Origin of the sequence: Streptomyces sp. yr375, assembly GCF_900110755.1 — a bacterium.
Lineage (GTDB): Bacteria > Actinomycetota > Actinomycetes > Streptomycetales > Streptomycetaceae > Streptomyces.
Map to the genome: position 1 here is coordinate 1 of NZ_FOFF01000027.1, position 24,790 is coordinate 24,790.

Consider the following 24,790-nt stretch of genomic DNA (forward strand, 5'->3'; position numbering starts at 1 on the left):
CACCCCCGTCTCCACCCCCGTCTCCACCCCCGTCTCCCGTCGCTTCTTCCTCGCCGTCACCGGCGTCCTGACGGCCGCCCCGCTGCTCGACGCCCACCCGGCGATCGCGGAGACTGGGCTCATGACGTCCACAGGCCTCGACGACCCGGCGAAGAAGGAGATCGCCATGAAACTGGTGTCGAGCGCGGAGAACTCCTCGCTCGACTGGAAGGCGCAGTACCAGTACATCGAGGACATCGGCGACGGCCGCGGCTACACCGCCGGCATCATCGGCTTCTGCTCCGGCACCGGCGACATGCTCGACCTCGTCGAGCTCTACACCGACCGCAAGCCCGGCAACGTCCTCGCCGGCTACCTGCCCGCCCTGCGCGCCGTCGACGGCACCGACGCCCACACCGGCCTCGACCCCAACTACCCAAAGGACTGGCGCAAGGCGGCCAAGGACACAGCGTTCCAGCAGGCCCAGAACGACGAACGCGACCGCGTCTACTTCGACCCGGCCGTCCGCCAGGGCAAGGCCGACGGACTGCGCGTCCTCGGCCAGTTCGCCTACTACGACGCCCTCGTCATGCACGGCGACGGCACCGACCCCACCAGCTTCCGCAACATCCGCAAGCGCGCGCTGGCCAAAGCCCAGCCGCCGTCCAGGGGCGGCGACGAGACGGCGTACCTGAACGCCTTCCTCGACGCCCGCGTCTGGGCCATGAAGCAGGAGGAGGCGCACAGCGACACCAGCCGCGTCGACACCGCCCAACGCGTCTTCCTGCGCAAGGGCAACCTCGACCTGGACCCGCCCTTGGCCTGGAAGGTCTATGGAGACGACTTCCACATCGGCTGAGTACTCCACATCGGCCGAGTCCTACGACTCCGTGGTGTGCGACCCCGGCCGAACCCGGCGCGCCAGCCCGCGCCCCCAAGCCTGGCCCGGAGCCTCGATGTAACGGTGGGTCAGGACGCACAGCGGCAACAGCACGGCGAAGAACGCCACTTCGAGTACGGGAACGTCTCGTCGCCACCGGCCGATCGTGCCGTCGGTCACCGCCAGCAGCACCGGATGCACCAGGTAGACCGAGTAACTGATCACCCCCAGCCCGATCAGCAGGCGCGGTACGCGCCGGTGGCGCGAGGCCAGTCCGACCCCGAAGGTGAGCACGGCCAGCAGGAACGCCAGGATCCAGCCGCGCCGGGTGAAGTGGGCGTCGTCGCCGTACCCGTACGCACTGCCCACGGCGCAGCCGAGCACCACGGCCGCCGTGCCGACCGCGCACCACCGGCTGCTCTCGCCGTTCTCGGCCCGGTGGACGGCGGTGCCGAGGAACATCACGGAGAGGATCACCAACCCCTCCCACACCGGGACCGTGCCGTTGAAAACGACCAGGACCAGCGCGGCCACCCCGCCCAGCACCCCGCCCGCCACGCGCAGCACGGGCGACCCGGCACTCGCACAGCCGACGGCGAGCGCCAGGACGACCGAGACGATGACGACCAGCCGACCGGTGCCGACCGCACCGGAGAGCGCGGAGGCCGGCAGCATGCCCCCCATCGCCGTGCTCACCACCACGCTCACAACGGCGAGCACGGCCAGGGTGACGGCGACCGTCGCCGACCGATGCTGGAGCCGGACCGTGAAGAGGGCGACGACCAGCAGGTAGAACGCCATCTCGTAGGAGAGCGTCCACAGGACGAGCAGCACGCTGGGCGTCCCCAACAGCTCCTGGAGCAGGGTGACATGGGCGACGGTCGAGGTGACGAGGTCCTCCCGGCCGACCCCCGCGCGCAGTTCGGCGACGCCCAGGAAGTCGAGGGCGAGGACCGCGCCGACGGCGACGGCCCACAGCGGATACATCCGAAAGACCCGCCCGATCCAGAACGTCCGGACACAGCCCCGCCGTTCGAGCGAGGCGGGGATGATGTACCCGCTCACCAGGAAGAACACCATGATCCCGTACCGGCCGAGGTCGAACTCGGGCATCACCTCCTGCCGGAACCCCGGCATGAACGCGCGCGACGAGTGATCCAACACCACGACGAGCGCCGCGACACCACGCAACGAGTCGAGCCAGCCCAGTCGCGGGGGACCGGCCGGAGCAGCCGAGACAGGTGATCGCGTAATCACGGAGAGTGACGACTCCGGGGTTGGGGGACGGCGGGCGGGAATTGGCATGAGGCGCGGAAAGCGTTACACGGCGGAACGCGACAGGAGGTGAGCCTCAGCCGTGTCGGCCAGGGGCGCGGGTGCGCGGTGGCGGGGCCGTGGCCGGGTGGGTGGTGTGGCTGGGGCGTAGGGGGCGGGTTCGTGGGTAGCCGCGCGGATATGAACGGGGTAGCGAAGGCGGTCCGGATGGCACCTGTTCCGCCCGACCAGGGCTCTTCCGCACCTGACGGGATCCCTGCCGAGACGACGGTGGCACTGGACGGCAAGGACGGTTGCATCGCCCGGGCGCGGCAGCTCACGGGTGACTTCCTCGCCCGTGTCCAGGACCCGGACGGTGCGACCGTGTCGGCCCGGGCCATGGACCTGTCCCAGCTCGTGGTGAGCGAGCTGGTCACCAACGCGCTGAGATACGCGCCCGGGCCGGTCCTGCTGCAACTGCGCATCACCGGCTCGGCCGTGGAGATCGTCGTCTGGGACAGCGATCCGGTGCTGCCCGCGCCCCACGCGCCGGACCCGACCCGGGTGGGCCAGCACGGCCTGGAGATAGTGCGGGCCGTGGCCGAGGACTTCGACGTCATGCGGGAGCCGGTGGGGAAGCGGATCGTCGCCCGCCTGGGTCTGACCGACAGACCGTGAGCCGCCCCGCCCCGATGGGACCGGCCCGGACCACGCCGCACACGCTCGTCGTCCGGGCCGGTCCGCGAAGCGTCACCGCCTCGCGTGTTGTGGGTTCAGGTCAGGGCAGCAGGGGAAGGGCCGCGCAGTTGGACATGGTGGGGCGGCCGTTGAGCCGGTCGGTCAGCCACGAGATCGCGTCGGTCTGGTCGACGAGCAACGGCGTGACGTGGTTGATCAGTGCGCTGCCGAGACCGGGCACGAGCACCGGCTTGTAGGTGACGTCGGCGCCCTTGGCGCACCAGGCCACGGCGAGCGCGCGCGCCTGCGCGTGCGGCACCAGGTCGTCGGCGGTGCCGGTCGCCACCCGCACCGGAGACATCGGCTCGCGGGTGCCGATGCGCTGGTCGGCCAGGAACGCCCTGAGCGCCGGCTCCGACGCGACGACGTCGCTGATGGAACGCCCGTCCGTGGTCCAGGTGCTGCTGTGCACCGAGTGGTAGGCGAGGAGGGCGTCGCCCACGCACATCGTCGACAGATCCTTGAGTGCGGCGCGGCCGGCCGCGTTCAGGTGTGCCTCGGCGATCGGCGCGAGGGCGGGGTCGGACTCCAGGAACCCGTTCACCGACCAGCCCAGCGAACCGGCCAGGTCACTGCCGTCGATGGCCCTGGTGACGGCCGCCAGGTCGGCGGGCGGAGCCCCGCTGTAGGTCCCGGCGAGGGTGACGTCGGGCGCGTAGGAGGGCTGTAGTTCGGCGGCGGCGGCCGTCGCCCCGCCGCCCTGGCTGTAGCCGAACAGCGCCACCCGGGAGGCGGCCGTGAGCGACGTACCGTCAAGGGAGCGGGCGGCGCGCACGGCGTCCAGGACGGCGTGGGCCTCGTCGACCCGGTTGACGTACGTGTGCAGCCGGTCCGTCGCGCCCAGCCCGGTGTAGTCCGTGACCACGACGGCGATGCCCCGGGCGAGGAACCGGTAGACCGCCAGGTCCTCGTAACCGACGGACAGCGTCTGCCCGTTGGCCAGCAGCGGGTGTTCGAGGCCGAGGGAGGCGGCGCACTGGTCGCCCTGGCCCATGGTGCCCGGCGCCACCGCGACCAGCGGTCGCGCGCCGCGGCCCGTCCAGCGGGCCGCGGGTTCGAGGTAGGCGCCGGTGACCGCCATGGGCTGGCCTGCGGAGTCCGTGGACTTGTACATCAGGCGGGTCGCCGTACCGGGCAGCGGCCCGTCGACGCCCGGCAGGCTCAACGCGAGGGGGAGCGGCGCCGAGCGGACCAGGGCGCCGTCGGCCGCCGGGAGCGTGGCGGGCGGGTTGTAGAACGTGGGGATGGTGACACCGCGCGAGACCACGGCATCCGACCGCGCCGGCGCGTCGGCAGGTGTGGCGGACACGGCGGGTACGGCGGTGACGCCGAGGCAGGCGGCGGTGAGGGCGGTGACGGCTGCTGCGGCCAGCAGGCGGGTGGGGGCGGGCATGGCGGACCTCCGGGAAAGGGGAGGCCGAGCCTTCGTCTGCGGCTCGGGTGGCGGACGGCCCGGTGGGGTACGGGCCGTGTCGACCGAGCGGCACGAGGCCTCGGTCGCCCACCGCTGCCCCGCATCGCTCCTGGACGAACTGTCTGGACCGTAACGAGGGTGGGGTTACCTCGGGTAGCAGCCGGAAGGTTACGTTTCGGTAATGTAACTGGGCAGTAGCGTGTCCGAAGTCCTCGTCGCGCCGATCACTTTCCATGCAACGAGCGCTCACAAGCGGCCCATTGGCGACAACCTCGGGCAAGACAAGACCGCGGGCTTGCGCGTCGCTAGCGTCCCGAGCCATGAACACCGACCGCCCGCGCGGCGCGCAACTCGGCGACCCCGCCCCACAGTACGACCCCACCGTGCCGCCCCCGCAGTCCCCGCCGGGCCCGCACCACTCCGCGACGCAGACGGCGACCGCGAGCGGCAACGCCAGCGTCACGCAGAACAACACGCAGAAGAACACGCAGTTGAAGTTCTCGATCCCGGTCGTCGGACCGCTGCTCAGCATGGCGTACGCGCATCCGCTGATCGCAGGCATCACCGCCGTCGCCGTCATCGGGGGCGGCGGCGCGGCGGTGACGGCGGCCCTGCCCGACTCGCCGTCCTCGCCTTCGACCACAGTCGTCCGCGGCTTCGTCATGAAGACGGACAGCGCGAAAGCGCCCCCGGGATACGACTTCACCCCCACCCCGCCCGTGATCGCCGACGCCGGCACGGACGCCATCTACCTTCAGAGCACTTACCTCTTCTCCACCAACGGCAAGATGGCCGCCTGGAGTTCGACCGCGGTCCCCACGGCGGAGGGCTGCCGGGAAGCCGTCACCGAGCATCCGGTACGTCAGACCACCATCGGCGTCTCGTACGTGGTGTGCTACCTCGACCGCAACGGCGACCCGGGCTACATCTCCGTCACCGCCTCCGACAACGACTCCATCACCGTCGACACCGCCCACCTGAACTGACCCTGCAACCGACCCGACGACTGCCCCGACAACCGACCCGACCGTCGTCAACAGGCCAGGACACGTGGTGTGGTTGACTGCCATCGTGTTGCACGAATCGGTTTTCCGCACCACGGACCTGCCGGTGGACGCCCGGTTCGAGGCGTGGGTGGAGCGCATGGGCAGCACACACGCGCCCATGCGGCTCACCAGCGACCGCGCTGCCGACTACCGCGGCCACCAGCGCGTGATCGGGCTGGGCGACGTGACGGTGTGGCCGGCGACCTTCGACCAACTGGTCTTCCACCGCACGCCGAAACTCGTCCGCCAGTCCGATCCCGAGAGCTACCACCTGTCCCTCCTGCTCAAGGGCGAGGGAGCGGCCGACTGGGGCAGACAGCAGGCCGCCTACCGGACCCACGACTTCCATATCAACTCCTCCTCGCAGTCGTGGGAGGTGCACACCGGCTCCGACCCCGTCACTGTCGTCGGCGTCGAGGTCCCGCGCGCCCTGGTGGCCGTGCCCGGGCACCGGGCGGACCAGGTCCTGGGGAGCCTCATGTCGGGCCGGGAAGGCATCGGCGCGCTGCTCGCGCAGTTCCTCCGCCAACTGGTCGCGGACACCTCCGCCTACCAGCCCTCGGACGCGCCCCGGCTCGGCACGGTCGTCGCCGACCTGGTCACCGCGCTCTTCGCGCACACCATGGACGCCGGTCCCCTGGTCCCGCAGGAGACCCGCGGCCGTACCCTCACCCTCGAGGCCAAGACGTTCATCCGCCGCCACCTCGGCGACCCGGACCTGACCCCCGAAGGCGTCGCCGCCGCCCACCACATCTCCCGCAGCTACCTGTACCGCCTCTTCCAGGCCGAGGGCCTCACCGTCGCCTCCTACATCCGCGACCAGCGCCTGGAGCACGCCCGCCGCGACCTCGCCGACCCCCGGCTGCGCGCGCTGCCCATCCACGTCGTCGCCGCCCGCCGGGGTTTCCCCCGCGCCGCCGAGTTCACCCGCGCGTTCCGCACCGCCTACGGCGTCCCGCCCAGCGAGGTACGCGCACAATCTCTGGTCGAGGGGCAGGGCGCGTAGCACCTCCGAGTGGTGACGGTCCGGCCCCGGGCGTACGGTCGAACGATGGACCAGACAGTGGATGTACCTGTCCACCGACCGCTCCTGAGGGCCCGCCGCGGCGCGGGCGACGCGTCATGAGCGGCGTTCCGCAGCCGACCTCGGCGACCCAGGCCACCGCCCGGCCGGAGGGCGGCGGGAACGCGATGGCGCTGCTGGTCATCGCGTCGTGCCAGCTCATGGTGGTCCTGGACATCACCATCGTGAACATCGCGCTGCCGGACATCCAGCGCTCCCTGGACTTCTCCACCACGAGCCTGGCGTGGGTCGTCAACGCCTACACCCTCACTTTCGGCGGCCTGCTGCTGCTCGGCGGCCGGACCGGCGACATCCTCGGCCGACGGCGCATGTTCATCTTCGGCGTGCTGCTCTTCGTCCTCGCCTCCCTGCTCGGCGGACTCGCCCAGAACGAGCCCCAACTCCTCGCCGCACGCGCCCTCCAGGGCGTCGGCGGCGCCATCGCGTCCCCGACCGCGCTCTCCCTGGTCAGTACGACGTTCCGCGAAGGCCCCGACCGCAACCGGGCCTTCGGCGTGTTCGCCGCGGTCTCGGCGGGCGGCGGCGCGATCGGCCTGCTCGCGGGCGGCATCCTCGTCGAGTGGCTCAACTGGCGGTGGGTGCTCTTCGTCAACGTCCCCATCGGACTGCTCATCGCCCTCGCCACCCCCCGCTACATCAAGGAATCCGAACGCCACCCCGGCCACTTCGACATCACCGGCGCGCTGACCTCCACCGTGGGCATGGTCCTGCTGGTGTACGGGTTCATCAGGGCCGCGCAGGAAGGGTGGCGGGACCCGTACACGGTGGCCTCGTTCATCGCGGCCGTCGTCGTCCTCGCGGTGTTCGTGCTGGTCGAGCGGCGGTCCCGGCAGCCGATCACACCGCTGCACATGTTCGCCGACCGTAACCGGGCGGGCACGTACGGGATCATGCTGTGCCTCGCCGCCGCGATCTTCGGCATGTTCTTCTTCCTCACGCTCTTCGTGCAGAACGTGCTCGGCTTCAGCCCGCTCGCGGCCGGCTTCGCCTTCCTCCCGGTCAGCGCCGTCATCGCCGTCGGCGCGGGCCTCGCCTCACGGTTCCTGCCCATCTACGGCCCCAAGCCGTTCATGGTGGGGGGCGCGATCCTCGCGGCGGCCGGCCTGTCCTGGCTGACCCTGACCGACGTCCACTCCACGTACGCGGGCAGCGTCCTCGGCCCGATGCTCGTCTTCAGCCTCGGCATGGGCATGGAGTTCGTCTCGCTGACCCTGATGGCGCTGTCCAACGTGGCCCCGAAGGAGACCGGCGCGGCCTCCGGACTCCTCAACGCCACCCAGCAGGTGGGCGGTTCGCTCGGCCTGTCCATCCTGGTCACGATGTACGGCACGGCCAGCCGCAACGAGGCGGACAAACAGATCCCCGCCTTCCTGGCCCAGGCGACCCCGGCCGAACGCCTGCGCTTCCACCGCACCGGGCAGCTCCCGTCCCCCTGGTCCGACGAGATCCTCACCTCCGGCGTCTCGGCAGCCTTCGTCATGGCGGCGATCTTCACGGTCCTGGCCGCCCTGATCGCGGTCGTGGTCATCCAGGTCCGCCCCTCGGACCTGGAACGCCTCAAGGGCGGCACGGTCCCGGGCGGCGGCGCCTGACCTGCCGTCCGCCTCACTAGGCCCCGGACTCCCCGAGTTGAGCCGCAGCGGCGGTGACCGCGATCGCCGCCGTCGTTGCCAGGGCGGCGCTGACCCACACGGCAGCGCGGTAGTCGTCCGCGACGCCGGTGGCCACGCCGGCGAGCAGCGGCCCCAGGAACGCGCCGACATTCAACGCGACGGTGGCGAACGCCCCGCTCAGGGAGGGCGCGTGGGAGGAGGCGACGCGCAGGACGCGTCCGACGAGGGCCGATCCGACACCGAACGAGAGCCCGCCCTGCACGACCGCCAGGGCGAACAGCGGACCCGCACACGCACTGGTGAAGCCCAGCACCGCCCAACCGGCCGGCAGCACGCACAGGGCGAGGACCAGGCCTCGCCCCAACTGCCCGTCGCCCGCCCGCCCGGCCACGGTCACTCCGACGAAGGCCCCCGCCCCGAACGCGGCGAGCAGCCCGGGAACGGCGCCGTCGGGGAGGCGGGCGACGTCGGTGGCGACGACGGCGAGGTAGGCGTACGTCGCGAACGTCGCCCCGTTGACCAGCGCCGCGAGCACCAGCGCCGAGCGCACCGGCCCCGACCTCAGCGCTCGCGCCTCGCGGCGGACCGACACATCGCGCGGCCGGGCCGCCGCGTCGGCGGGCGCGGACCGGAACACGAGTGTCAACGCGGGCAGACACAGCGCGGCGACCGCCCAGAAGGCCGCACGCCAGCCGGCCCACTCGCCGAGCAGCGCGCCGGCGGGCACGCCGACGACGCACGACAGCGTCACGCCCGACAATAGGACGGCGGTGGCCCTGGCCTGCTTCGCGGGGTGCGCCAGCGCGGTTGCCACGGACATGGCGACCGCCAGGAAACCGGCGTTGACGATCGCGGCGACGACCCGGGCCCCGAACAGCACGGGGAAGCTCGTCGTGACGGCGCCGACGACATGCACGACGACGAACGCGGCCAGGAACCCCGCGAGCGCGCGACGACGCGGCCAACGGGCGCCCAACGCGGCCATCACCGGAGCGCCCACGACCATCCCGATGGCGTAGGCGGACGTCAGACTCGCGGCGGCGCCCACCGACACGGACAGGTCGCGGGCGATTCCCGGCACGAGACCGGAGAGCATGAACTCGGAGGTTCCTTGGGCGAAGACGGCAAGGCCCAGTACGTGGACGAACACAGGCAAGGGAGTGACTCCAGCGTCGGAATGCGTGGTCAGGAGCATCCGCGCGTCACACGTCGACCTACGTCACCTGCGACCGACCGGCCAACCGACAGGGTCGGGAGCAGAGAGCGGAAACGGGACGAGACACACGGAACACGTGTCCGGCCACCGGAAACAGGGTCGCCCACCGACCGGTCGTCGACCGGTCAGCCAACCCGCCGCCGCATGACCGGCGGCTCCGCTCTGTCCGACTCTGGGCTCATCACTCGAAGCGTACTATCCCGATGCGATCAGATGCGCGGAGATGCGGCTCGCCGTGGCCGGTGGCCGGTGGCCCGTGGCACAGGTGGAGGGGGGTAAGGGTCCGTGCGTTATGCGGTGTTGTTGGATCCGAGAGCGCAAGGTGACGGTGTGCCTTGGCTGTTGGTTCCCGCCGGTACCGAACTGGACGACGTCGCCGAGGCGTTGGGGCGGTTGTTGGGTGCGGCGGAGTGTCCGGAGCGGCTGCTGCTTGTCGTGGGGGACGAGCGGGTCGGCGTCACGTCGAGCGCGTATCTGCGTGCCGTTCTGGGGATGCAGGCGGTTCGCGGCCCCGGCGACGAGGTGCGCGCGGCGGCTCCCGGGGAGTCGACGCGGTTCAGCGTCGTCGCGTTCCGGTGTGCTGTGTGCGGGAGTTGCGCCTACACCGCGTTCTACGACGACCGGTACCGTCCGGTGTGCCGCAGCGGCGAGCACGGACCGATGGAGTTGAGGTGAGCCCGGCGTGAGTCTCGGGCCCGTCGTCCCCAAGCCGCTCGACGGCTCGGTGAGGTTCTTCTCGGTGGCCTATCTGCCGACGTACGTGGCCACGGTGTTCGTGCTGCTCCTCGTCTGGGCGGGCGCACCCGGCGACGACGTCTCCCTGCGGCGCGCCTGGCGGACGGCCACCGGTGTCGGTGCGGCGCAGGCGGTGTGGATCGTCGTCGGGACCACCGTCGTCGCAGTCGTCTTCCAGCCCTTCCAACTTGCCGTCATGCGACTGCTGGAGGGCGGCCGGCCCGACGCGCCCGGCGCCGGACTCGGACGGACGCTCCAGCGTCGGCGCAAGGCGCGACTGTCGGCGCGCGCGGAGCTGGACGGGACGGCGGCGGATCCCTCGCCCGCGCTGGTGCAGCGGGCCGGTGCCGCGGCGGCCGTGCTGCGGCGGCGGTATCCGCTCCCGGACCACCTCGTCCGGCCGACGGCCCTGGGCAACGTGCTGGCGGCGCTGCGGGACACGGCCGGCCGGGACCACGGCTGGGACGCCGCGGTCGCCTGGCCCCGCCTGTACCCGGTGCTCGGAGACCGTGCGCGCGCCGTGGTCGACGACTGCCGCGACTCCCTCGACGCGGCGGCCCGCCTGTGCGTCACCAACGCGGCGACCGCACTCGTCGGCACCGCGCTGCTGCTGCGCTCCGGCTGGTGGCTGCTGCTCGCCCTGGCCCCCGCAGCCGTCGCCGTACTCGCGTACCACGGAGCCCTACAGGCGGCGCTCACCTACGGCGACGCCGTCCGCGCGGCGTTCGAACTGCACCGCTTCGACCTGCTGGCGGCCCTGCACCTGCCGCTGCCCGACAGCCTCCAGGAGGAACGGACCCTGGCGCAGGCCCTGTGCCTGCACTGGCGTCAGGGCCTGCCACCCCCTTCCCGGTACGCCCACCCGACCAGCCTGACCGACCCCACCGGTCCGCCCTACTCCCCGACCACACCCGGGAGTTGAGCGCCGAAGCCTACGAACCGGGCGGGCTACGACCGTATGGTGGTGGAATGGACAGTGGTGTTCCCCGCTTCAGGCGGTCGGCCGGGATGTCCGTCGACGAGCTGCACCGGCAGGGCCTACGGGAGTTGGAGCTCTACCACCGCACCGGGGACATCGCCGCACTCCGCCGGGCGCGCGACCTCCACCGGCGGGTCGTCGACGCCACCTCCGACGCCACACCCGGTCGGGACGTTCACCTGAGGAACCTCGCCCACGCCGAGGAGCAACTGTACGAGCACACCGGTGACTTACCGACCCTCCAACACGCGATCCACTTGTACCGGCGCGCCCTCGACCTGGCCCCCGAAGGGCATCGCTACCGCGAGATCTACCTCTACGGCCTCGGCCACGCCCTGCGCCTGCTGCACCACCGGACCGGCGAACCCCGCACACTCGAAGAGGCCGCCGAACTGCTGCGCCGCTGCGTGGAGTTGCCGTACGCCGACCCCGGCGAGCGGGCCGCTCAGCTAGGTGGTCTCGCCGAGGTGCTGGGGGAGTTGTACGACCTCGGCGGGAACCGTGAGCACCTGCGCGAGGCTGCCGAGGTCCAGCGGCGAGCTCTGGCCGAGACACCCCGGGGGACTCCGGACCGGGCGGCCCGACAGGTCAACCTGGCGTTCTTCCTGAGCAGTTGGTACGAACTGACGCAGGAGCGGGCCGCACTGGACGAGGCGGTGGAAGGCCTGCGCGCGGCACGCGACGAGATGCTCAGGAACGGGGGTGCGCAGCCGTGGCAGCTCGCCGTCAGTCTCGCAGGGTGCCTGGCCGACAGGTTCCGGCTCGACGGCCGTCTCGGAGAACTGGACGAAGCCGTCGCGCTCCTGCGTCACCTCCTGGACACCGACCACTCCCTCGACACCCACGACCACCTCCTCGTGACCATGCGGGCAGCGGACCTGTCCTTGCAACGGGCCGAACTCTCCGGCCAGTTGCGATGGGCGGACTGGGCCCTGGGGGCCCTGCGGGAGTCCGTACGGACCATGCCCCACGACGATTTGAACCGGGGCGTGGCGCTGTTCGAGCTGGGCAAGACCCACGCGACCCGGTACCGCCTCAGCGATGATCCGGCCGACCTCGAATCGGCCATCGCCCAACTCCGCACCGCCCTCGACGTCTTCCGCTCCGACGAGCACTCCGCGGAGAACGCCAGAGCCGCCGTCTCCGTCCTCGCCATGCAACTGGCCCACCGCCACGACCGGACCGGCGCCGCGGCCGACCTCGACCAGGCCATCGCACTCCAGCGGGACGCCGTACGACACGCCCCGCCGCACAGCCCCAACCTCGCGGCCCTGCACGGCTCCCTCGGCCAGAGCCTGCTGCAACGGTTCCAGTCCCGGCACGACCTCGGCGACCTCGACCAGTGCGACGACCACCTCCACCGCGCCCTCACCGCCCTCCCGCCGCACTCCGCCGACCGCCCCGCCCTGCTCTCCACCCTCGGCAGCGCCCAACTCGCCCGCTACGAGCACACCGGCCACCGCCCCCACCTGCACGAAGCCGTCGAGTCCCAGCGCGCCGCCGTCGCCGCCTGCCCGGCCGGCGAGGTCCAACGGCCCTTTCTGCTGGGCAACCTCGCACTCCTGCTACGACTCCGCCACGACGCCGTCGGCGTCGGAACCGCAGACGTCGACGAGGCGGTGGGCCTGCTGCGCCAGGTACTGGCCCTGCGGCCGGGCAACTCCGGAGCCGCCCGGATCACCCTCCTCCAACTGGCCGAGGCCCTGCGCTCCCGTGCCGAGACCTTGGGCGACGACGCCGACCTCACGGAGTGCGTCGAGCTGCTGCGCACGCTCGTCGACGGCTACCCGGCCGATCACCCGGCACAGATCTCCTCGCGCACCGCGCTCGCCGAGGCCCTGCACAAACTGTTCCTCGCCACGGGCGACGAACGGCTCCTGACGGAGGCCCACGAGGTGGCGCGGGGCTCGGTCGAGGTGCGGACCGCGCCCGTCCAGGCGCGCCTGCGCGCCCGGGCGACCCTCGGGCAGGTCTGCGGCACGCGCCACGACTGGGAGGCGGCCCGCCACTGGCTCACGGAGGCGGTACGGCTCCTGCCGAGGCTCGCCGCCCGCGACCTGAACCGCGCGGACCAGCAGTACGTGCTGGCCCACGAGCACGGCCTCGCGGCCGAGGCCGCCGCGTACGCACTGGAGTGCGGCCGGCCCGAACAGGCCCTGGAGGTCCTGGAACACGGGCGCGGTGTGCTGCTCGGCCGCCTCCTGCGGTCCCGGGAGACCGACGTGGCCCGGCTGCGGGAGCACGCGCCGACACTGGCCGACCGCTTCGTACGGCTGCGTGACGCGGAGGATCCGGCGCCGCCGCGGGCCGACTCGTACTCCGCGGCGCAGGAACACCGGGTCGTCGAACGGCTGCGGACCCGCGAGGCCGAGTGGGACGCACTCGTGGCCGAGATCCGGTCCCTGCCCGGCCTGGCCGCCTTCCTGCGCCCACCACCAGCGGCGGAGATCATCCGGCGGGCCGGGACGGGACCGGTCGTCGTGATCAACATCAGCATCCGCTGCGACGCGCTGATCGTGGCCGACGGAGCACTCGACGTCGTCCCCCTGGAGACCACCGCCGAGGAGGTGCAGCGCAGGGTCGCCGACTTCCTCACCGCCGTCGCCGCGCCCACGGGCGGCGCGGAAGGCCTCGACCGGCGGCTGGCCCGCCAGGAGACGGTCGCGGACACGCTGGAGTGGCTGTGGGACACGATCACCGGACCCGTCCTGAAACGGCTCGACCTCCCGACACCGCCCCCGTCCGACGGCACACCGCCCCCGCGGGTGTGGTGGTGCCCCCAGGGATCGCTGGCCTTCCTGCCGCTGCACGCCGCTGGCTACCACGGCCCGCGAGCCGACGGGGAGGACGACCGGCGGTGCGTTCTGGCGCGGGTGGCGTCCTCGTACACGTCCACCGTCGCCGCACTCCACCACGCGCGCACGCGCCGTACGGACACCCGCGCGGACGGTCCGGACCGTCCGGACCAGGTGATCGTCAGCATGTCGCGCACGCCGGGCGCGGGAGACCTCCCGCACGCGGACGCCGAAGCCCGGGCGGTGGGCGGATATATGACGGACCGTCACAGACCCGTCGCCCTCGTCAACGAGCAGGTGACCAGGGACGGTGTGCTGGAGGCGTTGCGGCACGCGCGGTCCGTGCACTTCGCCTGCCATGCCGTGGCCGACACCCGGGATCCCTCGGCGTGCCGCATCCTGACCCACGACCACGCGACCCGTCCGCTCACCGTCACCGACATCGCCGGGCTCCGGCTCGACGGCGCACACCTGGCCTACCTGTCGGCCTGCGCGACGTCCGCCACCCGGCACGAACTGGCGGACGAGGCCATCCACATCACCGGCGCCTTCCAACTGGCAGGCTTCCGGCACGTGGTGGGCACCCTGTGGCCGGTCGGCGACGAACTGGCACCGGAAATGGCCACGGCCTTCTACGCGGCGCTCGCCGCACGAGCGCCGACACACACCGGACCCACTCCCCGAGCGCTGGACGACCAGGTGGCGTTCGCCCTGCACGCCACGGTGGCCGAACTGCACACCCGCTACGCCTGGTTCCCCTCGCTGTGGGCCTCGCACATCCACGTGGGCGTCTGACCGGCCCGCGCCCCTGAGCCGTTCAGCCGCCGCCCTCGACGACCAACCGCAGGTTCGCCCGCGCCTCGGCGGTGCGCGGGTCGCCCGGCCCGAACCGGCGCTCGTACGCGGCGACCACCCGGCGGCACAGCGCCTCCGCCTCCGCCCGATTGCCGCGCCGGTGTGTCATCGCGGCCAGGTTGCGCATCGCGGTGACCGTCCGCGGGTGGTCCGTGCCGAGCAGCGTGGAGTACCCCGCCAGCACCGTGCGCATCAGGGCCTCGGCCTCGTCCACCTTGCCCGTCCCGTGCAGCACCGACGCCAGATTGCTCTGCGCCGACAGCGTGTCCACGTGGTCCGCTCCCGTGTCCCGTACGCGGACGTCGACCACCGCCCGGTAGTGCCGCTCCGCCTCGGCCCACCGGCCCTGACCGGCGAGGACGGCGGCCTGGTTGGCGCGTGCCTTCAGGCTCAGCGGGTCGGCCGGGCCGAGCAGTCGGTCGGCGTCGTCCGCCACCTGCCGGTACAGCCACTCGGCGTCGTCCAGTCGGCCCTGCGCACGCAGCGCCCCCGCCAGGTCGTTGCGACTGCCCAGGGTGTCCCGGTGACCCTGGCCCAGGACCCGCTCGCGGGCCGCCAGCACCTGCCGGGCCAGGCTCTCCGCCTCCGCGGCCCGGTTCTGCCGGAGCGCGAGCCGGGCGAGCCGGGCCAGGCTCGTCAGGGCCTCCGGATGAGCCTCACCGGACGCGCGGACGTGTTCGGCCCACACCATCCGCGTCAACTGCTCCGCCTCGGCCGTCGCGCCCAACTCCTCCAGCGCCCGCGCCAGATACGACGTCGCCGCCAGCGTGTCGGGGTGCCCCTGGCCGAGCACGGCCCGCCGGCCGGCGACCACGTACCGGAACAGCTCGACCGCCTCGTCCGCGGCACCCTGCACCCACAGCACCTCGGCCAACTCGTATGCGGCGGTGAGCGTTTCGGGGTGCGTCTCGCCCTTCTCCCGGTACGCGGCACTCAGCGTCCACCGCGCCTTCGCCTCCGGCGTCATCGTGAAATGGATGTTCACGGCCGGGACGCCGTCTGCGCTGTCCCGCTTCGTGACGCTGTACGAGATGCCCTCGGCTAACTCGCCGCTCGCCGCGTCCTCCGCCGACTCCACGTCCCCGGGCGGCTGTTGCCCCGCCTTGCGCCGACGACCCCATCCTCGCCGTCCACCACTCATCGGCCGCCCCTCCCCCTGGTGCGATGCCCGACCCGCCCTCCCATGGTCGCTCAACGGGCGCGGGGTGGTCCAGGAGGTTCACGTCATTCGCTCAACGCACCGGGAAACCGAAGGAGTAGCCCTGCTCCTTCAGCCACGGCAGGACCTCGCGCAGGGCGGCGACGGTCTGGGAGCGGTCCCCGCCGGCGTCGTGGAAGAGGATCGTCGGACCGTTGGAGACCTCGCTCTTGACGGTCGCGACGATCGCTGCGGCACCGGGGCGCTCGAAGTCCTTGGTGTCGACGTTCCAGCCCAGCGGCCGCATCCCGTGCGACGCGGCGAGGTTACGGCTGTAGGGCGTGAACGCACCGCCGGGAGCCCGGTAGTACACGGGCCGTACGCCGCCGGAGGCCTCGGTGATCATGCGCTCGGCGTCCAGGATCTCCTGCGACTGGTAGGCCTCGGACTTCTTGTCCATGGTGGTGTCGTGCGACACCGTGTGGTCGCACAGCCGGTGACCGCCCGCCACCACCGCCTTGACCATGTCCGGGTGCGCCTGCGCCTGCGTGCCCACCATGCAGAAGGTCGCCTTCACCCCGTTCTCCCGCAGCACTTGAAGCACCTGCGGGGTCCAGCCCGGGTCCGGCCCGTCGTCGATGGTGATGTTGATGCCCCGGGGGCCGGCGTCCGACGCGTGCGCGATGTCCACCGACACCCGCGCCGCCTGCTTGGCGTCACCCGATGCGGCGTCACCCGGTGCGGAGGCACTGGGCTTGGAGGGGCCCGCCGAGACGCCCGCCTTCGCCTTGCTCCCGCCGACGGGGCCGGCCTGCGCCGTCCACACCGAGGTGACCGCCGCGACCGCCGTCACTCCGACCGCCGCCGCGAGTACCCGGCCGTACCATCCCCGTCCGCCATGCCGCGCCATGTCTGCCCTGTCCTCGTCGAGTTGGTGAATCCCCCTGCATGAGTCAAGACGAGGAAAGGGCAGCGCAGGATCCCTCTGTTACCGATCACGCACAATTTCCTTGGGAGTTACCGGGACGGATGCGCGTGGACGGCTGTCTACCAGGTGTGGGCGACGTCCACCACGAGGTGGTCGGCCAGGCGCTGCACCTGGAACGGCAGACGTGCGCGCACCCCGAGCCCGAACTGCGTGACACCCTCGAAACTCCCGGCGTACCGGGTGTCCTGGAAGGTGCGGTACCCGGTGAGGTTCACGCCCGGCAGCGGCTGTGCGACCCGTCCGGGGTAGGTGGAGGTGCCCGTCTCGGGGTCGTACGAGGGGGCGTTCACCCGCACTTCCAGGATGGCGCCGCCGCCGACGGGGATGGGGCGGCCGGAGCCGTCCTGGTAGAGCTCGTCGACGTACCCGACGGAGAAGCCGAGTTCGCCGCTGCCCGCGCCCGGGACGTCGATGACGAACCGGTCGTAGCAGTCGTGCCGGCCGGTCCTGACGTTCGTCAGCGGTGTCGCCGTGCTCGCCAAGTACGTCTTGCCCAGGCTGCCCCAGCCGGTGGGACAGGCGGCGGCGGCCCGGGTCGCGGTGACCGGCGCGGCGTCGGCCGGGACCGCGGCCACTCCCAACGTGGCGGTCAGAAGCGCGGCGGTGGCCCAGATGGTCCTGCTTCGTACCATGATCTCCCCCGAAAGGCAGGTGTGTCGGATATCAACTGAGACAAACTGATTGGCCCAAGGGTTGCACTGTTTTCACGCCTCGTGTGGCGCGTTCGGGCACGGGCCCGACCCGGGCGCCGGGGCGTTGTCAGTGGTGGGAGGCAGGATGTGAGGCATGACGACAACCGGTGCAGTGATTGTTGACGCCGTCGCCTACGCGCAGGCGGTCGAGGACGCGGTGAAGGCGTCGGCCGCCTACTACGCGGCCGGCACCTCGGTGCTGGACGACGACGCGTACGACCGTCTGGTACGCGCCATCGCGGCGTGGGAGACCGAGCACCCGGAACAGGTGCTGACAGCCTCCCCGACGGGCAAGGTGGCAGGCGGCGCGGTGCAGGGCGACGTCCCGCACACGGTGGCCATGCTGAGCCTCGACAACGTGTTCTCGCCGGAGGAGTTCACCGCGTGGTCCGCGTCGCTCGCCCGGCGCATCGGGCACGACGTCACCCGGTTCAGTGTGGAGCCGAAACTCGACGGTCTGGCGATCGCGGCCCGCTACACCCGCGGCCGCCTGACGCAACTGATCACGCGGGGCGACGGGACCGCCGGGGAGGACGTCTCGCACGCCATCGGCACCATCGAGGGCCTGCCCGACGAGCTGGCGGAGCCGGTCACGGTGGAGGTGCGCGGCGAAGTCCTCATGACGACCGCCCAGTTCGAGCACGCCAACGAGGTCCGCACCGCGCACGGCGGCGCGCCGTTCGCGAACCCGCGCAACGCGGCGGCGGGCACCCTGCGGGCCAGGGAGCGCGCCTACACGGTGCCGATGACGTTCTTCGCCTACGGTCTGCTGCCGGCCGAGGAGTCGGGGGAGTGCGCGCACAGCGACCTCATGGCCCGGGCCATGGCGTACGGGGTGAACACCACCGCCACCACCGCTGTGCCCGGCAGCACCGCCGACACGGTGGAGGGGGTCCTGAACCGCGTGGCCGAGATCGCCGCACTGCGCGCCTCGCTGCCGTTCGGGATCGACGGGATCGTCGTCAAGGCCGATCTGGCCGCGGACCAGCGGGCCGCAGGCTCGGGCTCGCGGGCCCCGCGCTGGGCGATCGCCTTCAAGCTGCGGGCCGTGGAGAAGATCACCCGGCTGCTGGCGGTGGAGTGGAACGTGGGGCGCACCGGCATCATCGCTCCCCGGGCCGTCCTGGAGCCGGTGGAGATCGACGGCTCCACCATCACCTACGCCACCCTCCACAACCCGGCCGACATCACCCGCCGCGACCTGCGCCTCGGCGACCCGGTCATGGTCCACCGGGCCGGGGACGTCATCCCTCGCGTCGAAGCCCCCGTCGCCCACCTGCGCACCGGCGACGAACAGCCCATCGTCTTCCCCGAGGTGTGCCCGCGATGCGGGTCCGACATCGACACCAGCGAGCAGCGCTGGCGCTGCACCAACGGCCGCAACTGCCACCTCGTCGCCTCCCTCTCCTACGCCGCCGGACGCGACCAGCTCGACATCGAAGGCCTCGGCCACACCCGCGTCGTCCAACTCGTCGACGCGGGCCTCGTCACGGACCTCGCCGACCTGTTCGCCCTCACCCGTGACCAGCTCCTGGGGCTCGAGCGGATGGGGGAGACCAGCACCGACAACCTCCTCGCCGCGCTCGCCACGGCCAAGGCCCAGCCGCTGTCGAGGGTGCTGTGCGCGCTCGGCGTCCGCGGCACCGGCCGCTCCATGTCCCGCCGCATCGCCCGCTACTTCGCCACCATGGACCACCTCCGCGCCGCCGACGCCGAGACGATCCAGCAGGTCGAGGGCATCGGCGTCGAAAAGGCCCCGTCCATCGTCGCCGAACTCGCCGAACTGTCCCCGCTCATCGACAGACTCACCGTGGCAGGCGTGAACATGACCGAGCCGGGCGCGACCCCACCGGCCCCGAAGGCAGAAGGTACTGACGGCGGTGACGGCGCTGACGGTGATGACGGCGTGCAGATCTCGGACGCGGCGGCAGGCCCGCTGGCCGGCATGGCGGTGGTCGTCACCGGCGCGATGACCGGACCGCTGGAGAAACTCACCCGCAACCAGATGAACGAGCTCGTCGAACGGGCCGGCGGCCGCTCCTCCTCCAGCGTCTCCAAGAAGACGACCCTGGTCGTCGCCGGAGAGGGCGCCGGCTCCAAACGAGCCAAGGCCGAAACCCTCGGCATCCGTCTCACCACCCCCGACGAGTTCGCCGCCCTCGTCGCCGACTACCTGGACACAGTCTGAGCCGGCCGACTGGCGATGTCCCGACCGACGACACAAGCACGCGTCGGTGCGACCCGCCCTCGTTCATGATGACCGCTCCCCGAACTGCCTGTCGTGGACCTCGACTTCGGTGACGGTCGGGCGACCGTCAACCGAGGATGAGCGGGAGTTTCGCGGCCAACGCGCCCGACCCGCCCGACTCGCTCAGCTCGGCTTGCTCCGCCTCCGTGGGGGCGCGTCGTCCGGTGCCGATCAGTAGGGCGTCCGTGTCGGAGAACGACGGGGGGAACTCGGCACCGGCGATCTGCTCCAGCAGTTCGCGCGACCGGGCGAGGCCCTCGGCGGGCGGTGCCGTCAGGTACGGGAGGTGCGCGAGGTGTGCGATCAGGTCCAGGTGGTGCAGCGTCCATTCCAGGACGTAGGCGTTGAGGTAGTCGCCCGTGGTGAGTACCTGGTCGCGGGTGCCGACCCGGACCGTGGGATCCGCGAGCCCGGCGGCACGACCGGCCGCGGAACCGACGTCGTCCAGGTGGAACTTGAGCAGCCACGGCTCTTCGTACGCGGCGGCGAGCCGGACGATCAGGGCGTCCAGCGGGTCGTCGCCGGTCGGCGCTTCGACGAGGTCCCAGTAGGTCACCGCGTCCCGCGTCGGTTCCGTGTCGGCGGGTGTGACGAGAGTGATCAGGACGTCCTGAGCGTCGATGACCAGGTGGCACACCAGGTCCCGTACGAGCCAGCCGGCACAGCCGGACGGCCGCGCGAAATCCTCGTCCGGGAGTTCGGCGACCGCCGTGCGCAACGCCGTCCAGGAGCGCGAGAAGAGATCCACGCCCGCAAGCTAACAGCGCCCGGCCCGGGCCGCGACGCCGAAGGCACCGCGCAGCCGGCCGGGGTGGTACCCCGGACGGCGGGCGGGCGGTTCAGCGCGAGATCGGAGCCGACCGGACCGAGGTCAGAGCTGACCGGACTCCGCGATGGTGATCTTCGCCGAGGTCGAGCCGCTGCGGGAGCCGAGCGCCTCTATCTTCTTGACGAGGGCCATGCTGTCTTCGTCGGCGACCTCGCCGAACACCACGTGCTTGCCGTCCAGCCAGTCCGTCACGATCGTGGTGACGAAGAACTGCGAGCCGTTGGTGTTCGGGCCCGCGTTGGCCATGGACAGCAGTCCCGGCCGGGTGTGCTTGAGGGTGAAGTTCTCGTCGGCGAACTTCTCGCCGTAGATGCTCTTGCCGCCGGTGCCGTCACCGCGGGTGAAGTCGCCGCCCTGGAGCATGAAGGCGGGGATGACACGGTGGAAGGACGAACCGGCGTAGCCGAAGCCCTTCTCGCCGGTGGCCAGCGCGCGGAAGTTCTCCGCCGTCTTCGGCACGACGTCGTCGTACAGGTTGAAGTTGATCCGCCCGGCGGGCTCGTCGTTGATGGTGATGTCGAAGTAGATCTTGATGGTCATACTCCTATCCTGCACGGTCCCAGGAGTGGGGCTGCACAGCGGGTACCACGTCGGCCCGTGACCAGGGTCACGGCCGGGTCCACGTCCGGGTTCGCGACCGGGCCTGTGGCTGGGTCCACGGCCGGGCCTGCGGCCGAGCTCGCGTCCGGTTCTGCGGGCGGGTCCATGGCCGGGCTGCGGTCGGGTTCGCGTCCGGGCCTGCGTCCGGGTCCGTCGCCGGTCCTGCGGCCGGGTTCTTCGCGTCCGGTCCTGTGGCCTGGGACCACCGCCGTTCCTGTGGCCGGGGCCACGGCCGGGCTGCGGTCGGGTTCGCGTCCAGGCCTCGACCGGGCCTGCGTCGGGTCCATCGCCGGTCCTGCGGCCGGGTTCGTGTCCGGGTCTGCGGCCGGGACCACCGCCGGGCCCGCGGCCGGGATCGCGAGCGGGTTCGTGGTCGGGTTGGCGACCAGGGTCGCGAGCGGGTTCGCGGCCGGGGGGCGGTCAGTCGATTGGCCAGGTGTGGGTGGGGGCGTTGAGGTGCATGTAGTCGATGTAGAGCTGTGTCATTCGCCGCAGGGCCTCGTGGCGGCCGGTGTGTGCGGAGGCGCTGATGCGGTGGAACATCTCCTTCTGCCAGACCGCCCCGTTGCGGCCGGTGACACAGCGCTGCTCGATGATGCCGAGCAACGGCTCCCGCCAGGCCGCGTCCATGCCGGACAGCTCCAGCCCCCGGTGCGCCAGCGGCAGCAGCCGCCGCAGGACGAGTTCGGCCACCGGCACCTCGCCCGTCCCGGGCCAGTACAGGAGGGCGTCGATGCCGTGTCGCGCGGCCGTGTGCAGGTTGTCCTCGGCGGCCTGGAAGGACATCCGTGACCACACCGGCCGCTCCTCCTCCACCAGCGCGCGGGTGAGACCGTAGTAGAAAGCGCCGTTGGCGAGGGTGTCGGCGACGGTCGGACCGGCCGGCAGACAGCGGTTCTCCACCCGCACGTGCGGCCGGCCGTGGGCGACGGCGTAGACCGGCCGGTTCCAGCGGTAGATCGTGCCGTTGTGCAGGGTCAGCTCGGCCAGTTCGGGGACGTCCCCGCGCGCCAGCGTCTCGCGCGGGTCCTGCTCGTCGCACAGCGGCAGCAGCGCCGGAAAATAGCGCAGGTTCTCCTCGAAGAGGTCGAAGACGCTGGTGATCCACCGCTCCCCGAACCACACCCGGGGCCGTACCCCCTGCACCTTGATCTCCTGCGGGCGGGTGTCGGTGGCCTGCTCGAACAGCGGGATACGCGTCTCGTGCCACAACTCCCTGCCGAACAGGAAGGGCGAGTTGGCCGCCAGCGCCACCTGGACCCCGGCGATCGCCTGCGCCGCGTTCCAGTAGGACGCGAACTCGTCGGGGGAGACCTGGAGATGGAACTGCGTACTGGTGCAGGCGGCCTCCGGGGTGATCGTGTCCGCGTAAATCCGCAACCGGTCGACGCCGTCAAGCTCGATGCGCAGATCCTCGCCGCGCGCCGCGAACACCTGGTCGTTGAGCAGCCGGTAGCGCGCGTTCTCCGACAGCGCCCCCTCGCCGACGTCCTCCTGCCGCAGGGTGGGCAGGATGCCGACCATGATCAGATGGCTGCCGACCGAGCCGGCGCGCTGCTCGGCGTGGTTGAGCGCGGCGCGGATCTCGGACTCCCAGGCGTCGGGGCCGCCCTGCGTCAGCCGACGCGGCGGGACGTTGATCTCGAGATTGAAGCGGCCCAGCTCGGTGGACCAGACCGGGTCCGCGATCGCGTCGAGCACCTCGCTGTTGCGCATCGCCGGTTCGGCCGCCTCGTCGACGAGGTTCAGCTCGATCTCCAGGCCCACCTGGGGCCGCTCGGACTCGAACCGCGACTCGCGCAGCATCTGCGCGAACACCTCGAGGCACTCCTGCATCTTGGTCCGGTACCGGCGGCGGTCCTCGCGGGTGAAGACCAGCGCCGGGACATCGCGTCCCATCGGCCCTCCCGGCTTTTCCCTGGTCGACCGCCTCTGCTGCCTCCAGCGTCGCACCACCGGCCGCCCCTCACCAGGCGGGCACCCGCGAGGCCGAAGCCGTTCACGGCCGCGCCTTCCGGGAGCGTACGACCTCCCGCTCGACCTCCCGCGCGGCGTCCCGGGCCGCCTGCTCGGCCCGGACCGTCGCGTCGGCGGTCACCCGAAGCCGCTCCTCGGCCTCGCTCCGTTCGCGCTCGGATTGCTGGAGCTCCCGCCGTGCCTGCCGTAGCCGCTGCTCGGCGTCGGACTCCTGCCGGGCGGCCTGGTCGTGGCGGTCCCGCGCCCGCTGCCGCGCCGCCTCGGCGTCCGCCTGCTCGGCGCGCCGATCACGGAGCCGCTGATCAGCGGCCTCGGCCGCCCGCCGGGCCTGGTCGAGCCGCTCCTGCCGCCGCCGACGCCGCTCGGCGACCTCGTCGTCCGTCCGCGCCCGCGAGGGCGATGCCGTGGCCGCCGCTCGGGCCGACCTGCGCGGTGCGTCATCGGCGGCTGCCGGTGCCGGTGCCGGTGCTGGTGCTGTTGTTGCTGGGGCATCGCGCGCGGGGAAGTCCGCCGGTGGAGTGAGGGTGCTCTCCAGGCGGCCGGTGGCCCACCGGTCCGCCGCGTCCTGATCGGCGAGTACGGCGCGCAGGGTGGCGTCGACGTCCTGCTGGGCCGGGCCCGACAGCCGGTGCCCGGCGTCTCGAGCCAGCTCGGCAGCCTGCCGGGACAGTGCGGAGACGACCGTACGGCGCTGCTCGGACAGCTCCCGGATCCCGTCGGCATCCAGGGTCCGGTAGGCCTCGCGCAGCGCCCGCCCCAGCTCCAGGAACCGCCGGCTCTCCTGCGGCCGCGAGTGCACCAGCAGGTTGGCGGCCCAGGCCGCGAGAGTGGGACGGCGCGCGGCATGGATGAGACGGGCGTCCGCCACGCGCCCGGCCGCCTTGGCCGCGCCGGCCAGCTCCTCCCGCCGCGAGACGAAGTCGGACGGCGGCGTGACGTAGAGCTCGTCGAGAAGCCTCGCCACGTCATGCCCGGCACCGCGCCGCACGCCCTTCTTGACGCCCTTCGCGCGTTCCACGATCGTCAGCTTCCGCCCGACCGGCCCACCGCGCACCTCGGACCTCGGACCTCGGACCACGGACCCACGGACCACGGACCGGCCGGTTCGCCGACGCCCCGAGGATGAGCAGGCAGTTCAGGTGCCGGCCGCAGCGCCGGAACGACGGCGGCGGTCCCGACGACTGAGTACGCGTACTCAGGAACGGAGACGATCACCTCGGCAGACTGTGGAGTCCATGACAGATCGCCGAGGAGCGAACGTGAGTCGAACGAGCAGAACCCTGGCCGTGACGGTGCTGGCCGCCTGCGCGCTGACCGGTGCCGGGACGGGACCCGCAGCCGCGACGGCAGATCCTCTGCTGCCCCACCCCGGTCCGGAGGGCCTGGTGTGGGTGGAGGAATGGACCGGTGACGGCGGGGTCGTGTCGGGAGGCGCGTGGGAGGGCCTGCCGACCGTCCTCACGGTGGCGTGCGAGGGCGGCGGCGACGTGCGGGTCACGATGCAGACGCAGACACCGGATGCGGAGGTTGCCGCCTTCTCGGTCGACTGCCCGGCGGACAGCGCCGGGGTGGGCTCGGTGACCATGCCCGCCGGCGTGGTCCGCCCCGGCTCCTTCAGCGTAGGGGTGGACGCCTCGTCGGAGTCGATCCGGTGGGCGCTGACGGTGACTCAGCCGGAGTAGCGCCCGCAGCGGCTTCAGGCGCCTGTACCCGCGCTGCGTGGTCCTGCG

At 72.1% G+C, this 24,790-nt stretch carries 20 protein-coding genes; 10 read left to right on the plus strand and 10 right to left on the minus strand.

Annotated elements, in window-relative coordinates; genetic code table 11:
- Positions 1 to 67 precede the first annotated feature (67 nt).
- Positions 68 to 838, plus strand: coding sequence for a chitosanase (locus BMZ82_RS24515; RefSeq protein WP_093779451.1), 771 nt, complete (start codon positions 68 to 70; stop codon positions 836 to 838).
- A gap of 21 nt (positions 839 to 859) precedes the next feature.
- On the opposite strand, the gene BMZ82_RS24520 is transcribed toward BMZ82_RS24515, so the two are convergent.
- Positions 860 to 2,068 carry an acyltransferase family protein gene (locus BMZ82_RS24520; RefSeq protein WP_305729217.1) on the minus strand — a complete coding sequence of 403 codons (1,209 nt, stop codon included), beginning with the start codon at positions 2,066 to 2,068 and terminating at the stop codon, positions 860 to 862.
- Positions 2,069 to 2,341: 273 nt separating this feature from the next.
- Between BMZ82_RS24520 and BMZ82_RS24525 the strand changes: the two genes are divergently transcribed.
- The gene (locus BMZ82_RS24525) at positions 2,342 to 2,791 is read left to right on the plus strand and encodes an ATP-binding protein (protein WP_256252077.1); all 450 of its coding nucleotides are present in this window, start codon (positions 2,342 to 2,344) and stop codon (positions 2,789 to 2,791) included.
- A gap of 100 nt (positions 2,792 to 2,891) precedes the next feature.
- Here the strand turns inward: BMZ82_RS24525 and BMZ82_RS24530 are convergent, their stop codons facing one another.
- Positions 2,892 to 4,244, minus strand: a complete 1,353-nt coding sequence (locus BMZ82_RS24530; protein WP_093779343.1) for an alpha/beta fold hydrolase — start codon at positions 4,242 to 4,244, stop codon at positions 2,892 to 2,894.
- Positions 4,245 to 4,585: 341 nt separating this feature from the next.
- On the opposite strand from BMZ82_RS24530, the gene BMZ82_RS24535 reads away from it, so the two are divergent.
- From BMZ82_RS24535 to BMZ82_RS24545, 3 genes are all read left to right on the plus strand, one after another.
- Positions 4,586 to 5,251 (plus strand): hypothetical protein, encoded by a 666-nt coding sequence (locus BMZ82_RS24535; protein WP_093779345.1) that lies wholly within the window; start codon positions 4,586 to 4,588, stop codon positions 5,249 to 5,251.
- 85 nt (positions 5,252 to 5,336) lie between these two features.
- Positions 5,337 to 6,317, plus strand: a complete 981-nt coding sequence (locus BMZ82_RS24540; protein ID WP_093779453.1) for an AraC family transcriptional regulator — start codon at positions 5,337 to 5,339, stop codon at positions 6,315 to 6,317.
- A 185-nt stretch (positions 6,318 to 6,502) separates the two neighbouring features.
- Complete coding sequence (locus BMZ82_RS24545; protein WP_093779455.1) at positions 6,503 to 7,987, plus strand: MFS transporter; 1,485 nt, start codon at positions 6,503 to 6,505, stop codon at positions 7,985 to 7,987.
- Positions 7,988 to 8,003: 16 nt separating this feature from the next.
- Here BMZ82_RS24545 and BMZ82_RS24550 read toward each other — a convergent pair whose 3' ends face one another.
- On the minus strand, positions 8,004 to 9,164 hold the full coding sequence (locus BMZ82_RS24550; RefSeq protein ID WP_093779346.1) for a Cmx/CmrA family chloramphenicol efflux MFS transporter: 1,161 nt from the start codon (positions 9,162 to 9,164) through the stop codon (positions 8,004 to 8,006).
- 390 nt (positions 9,165 to 9,554) lie between these two features.
- On the opposite strand from BMZ82_RS24550, the gene BMZ82_RS24555 reads away from it, so the two are divergent.
- The 3 genes from BMZ82_RS24555 to BMZ82_RS24565 are packed head-to-tail and all read left to right on the plus strand — an operon-like array spanning position 9,555 to position 14,528.
- Entirely contained in the window at positions 9,555 to 9,899 is a 345-nt protein-coding gene (locus tag BMZ82_RS24555; RefSeq protein WP_093779347.1) for a hypothetical protein, read from the plus strand.
- 7 nt (positions 9,900 to 9,906) lie between these two features.
- The gene (locus BMZ82_RS24560) at positions 9,907 to 10,881 is read left to right on the plus strand and encodes a hypothetical protein (protein WP_093779349.1); all 975 of its coding nucleotides are present in this window, start codon (positions 9,907 to 9,909) and stop codon (positions 10,879 to 10,881) included.
- A 47-nt stretch (positions 10,882 to 10,928) separates the two neighbouring features.
- Positions 10,929 to 14,528, plus strand: coding sequence for a CHAT domain-containing protein (locus BMZ82_RS24565; RefSeq protein WP_143098901.1), 3,600 nt, complete (start codon positions 10,929 to 10,931; stop codon positions 14,526 to 14,528).
- A 22-nt stretch (positions 14,529 to 14,550) separates the two neighbouring features.
- Here BMZ82_RS24565 and BMZ82_RS24570 read toward each other — a convergent pair whose 3' ends face one another.
- The 3 genes from BMZ82_RS24570 to BMZ82_RS24580 all read right to left on the minus strand — a co-directional run bounded on the left by BMZ82_RS24570 (position 14,551) and on the right by BMZ82_RS24580 (position 17,346).
- Positions 14,551 to 15,729, minus strand: a complete 1,179-nt coding sequence (locus BMZ82_RS24570; RefSeq protein WP_093779351.1) for a tetratricopeptide repeat protein — start codon at positions 15,727 to 15,729, stop codon at positions 14,551 to 14,553.
- Positions 15,730 to 15,820: 91 nt separating this feature from the next.
- Positions 15,821 to 16,636, minus strand: coding sequence for a polysaccharide deacetylase family protein (locus tag BMZ82_RS24575; RefSeq protein ID WP_093779353.1), 816 nt, complete (start codon positions 16,634 to 16,636; stop codon positions 15,821 to 15,823).
- Between the two features lie 137 nt (positions 16,637 to 16,773).
- Positions 16,774 to 17,346, minus strand: coding sequence for an AMIN-like domain-containing (lipo)protein (locus tag BMZ82_RS24580; protein WP_093779355.1), 573 nt, complete (start codon positions 17,344 to 17,346; stop codon positions 16,774 to 16,776).
- Between the two features lie 154 nt (positions 17,347 to 17,500).
- Between BMZ82_RS24580 and ligA the strand changes: the two genes are divergently transcribed.
- Positions 17,501 to 19,594, plus strand: a complete 2,094-nt coding sequence (ligA, locus tag BMZ82_RS24585; protein ID WP_093779357.1) for an NAD-dependent DNA ligase LigA — start codon at positions 17,501 to 17,503, stop codon at positions 19,592 to 19,594.
- 127 nt (positions 19,595 to 19,721) lie between these two features.
- Here the strand turns inward: ligA and BMZ82_RS24590 are convergent, their stop codons facing one another.
- The 4 genes from BMZ82_RS24590 to BMZ82_RS24605 all read right to left on the minus strand — a co-directional run bounded on the left by BMZ82_RS24590 (position 19,722) and on the right by BMZ82_RS24605 (position 24,078).
- Positions 19,722 to 20,402, minus strand: coding sequence for a maleylpyruvate isomerase N-terminal domain-containing protein (locus BMZ82_RS24590; protein ID WP_093779358.1), 681 nt, complete (start codon positions 20,400 to 20,402; stop codon positions 19,722 to 19,724).
- A gap of 123 nt (positions 20,403 to 20,525) precedes the next feature.
- A complete protein-coding gene (locus BMZ82_RS24595) occupies positions 20,526 to 21,023 on the minus strand; it encodes a peptidylprolyl isomerase (protein WP_093779360.1) in 498 nt (165 codons plus the stop codon).
- Positions 21,024 to 21,503: 480 nt separating this feature from the next.
- Positions 21,504 to 22,982 carry a glutamate-cysteine ligase family protein gene (locus BMZ82_RS24600; protein WP_093779362.1) on the minus strand — a complete coding sequence of 493 codons (1,479 nt, stop codon included), beginning with the start codon at positions 22,980 to 22,982 and terminating at the stop codon, positions 21,504 to 21,506.
- Positions 22,983 to 23,082: 100 nt separating this feature from the next.
- Positions 23,083 to 24,078, minus strand: coding sequence for a hypothetical protein (locus BMZ82_RS24605; protein ID WP_371271297.1), 996 nt, complete (start codon positions 24,076 to 24,078; stop codon positions 23,083 to 23,085).
- Between the two features lie 241 nt (positions 24,079 to 24,319).
- Between BMZ82_RS24605 and BMZ82_RS24610 the strand changes: the two genes are divergently transcribed.
- Complete coding sequence (locus BMZ82_RS24610) at positions 24,320 to 24,742, plus strand: hypothetical protein (RefSeq protein ID WP_256252078.1); 423 nt, start codon at positions 24,320 to 24,322, stop codon at positions 24,740 to 24,742.
- Positions 24,743 to 24,790: the final 48 nt, after the last annotated feature.

Coding starts and splice junctions, on each gene's coding strand:
- BMZ82_RS24600 (WP_093779362.1), bottom strand. CDS start 22,982: ATGGGACGCGATGTCCCGGCGCTGGTCTTCACCCGCGAGGACCGCCGC.
- BMZ82_RS24580 (WP_093779355.1), bottom strand. CDS start 17,346: ATGGTACGAAGCAGGACCATCTGGGCCACCGCCGCGCTTCTGACCGCC.
- BMZ82_RS24595 (WP_093779360.1), bottom strand. CDS start 21,023: ATGACCATCAAGATCTACTTCGACATCACCATCAACGACGAGCCCGCC.
- BMZ82_RS24575 (WP_093779353.1), bottom strand. CDS start 16,636: ATGGCGCGGCATGGCGGACGGGGATGGTACGGCCGGGTACTCGCGGCG.
- ligA (WP_093779357.1), top strand. CDS start 17,501: ATGACGACAACCGGTGCAGTGATTGTTGACGCCGTCGCCTACGCGCAG.
- BMZ82_RS24525 (WP_256252077.1), top strand. CDS start 2,342: ATGGCACCTGTTCCGCCCGACCAGGGCTCTTCCGCACCTGACGGGATC.
- BMZ82_RS24565 (WP_143098901.1), top strand. CDS start 10,929: ATGGACAGTGGTGTTCCCCGCTTCAGGCGGTCGGCCGGGATGTCCGTC.
- BMZ82_RS24570 (WP_093779351.1), bottom strand. CDS start 15,729: ATGAGTGGTGGACGGCGAGGATGGGGTCGTCGGCGCAAGGCGGGGCAA.
- BMZ82_RS24545 (WP_093779455.1), top strand. CDS start 6,503: ATGGCGCTGCTGGTCATCGCGTCGTGCCAGCTCATGGTGGTCCTGGAC.
- BMZ82_RS24530 (WP_093779343.1), bottom strand. CDS start 4,244: ATGCCCGCCCCCACCCGCCTGCTGGCCGCAGCAGCCGTCACCGCCCTC.
- BMZ82_RS24535 (WP_093779345.1), top strand. CDS start 4,586: ATGAACACCGACCGCCCGCGCGGCGCGCAACTCGGCGACCCCGCCCCA.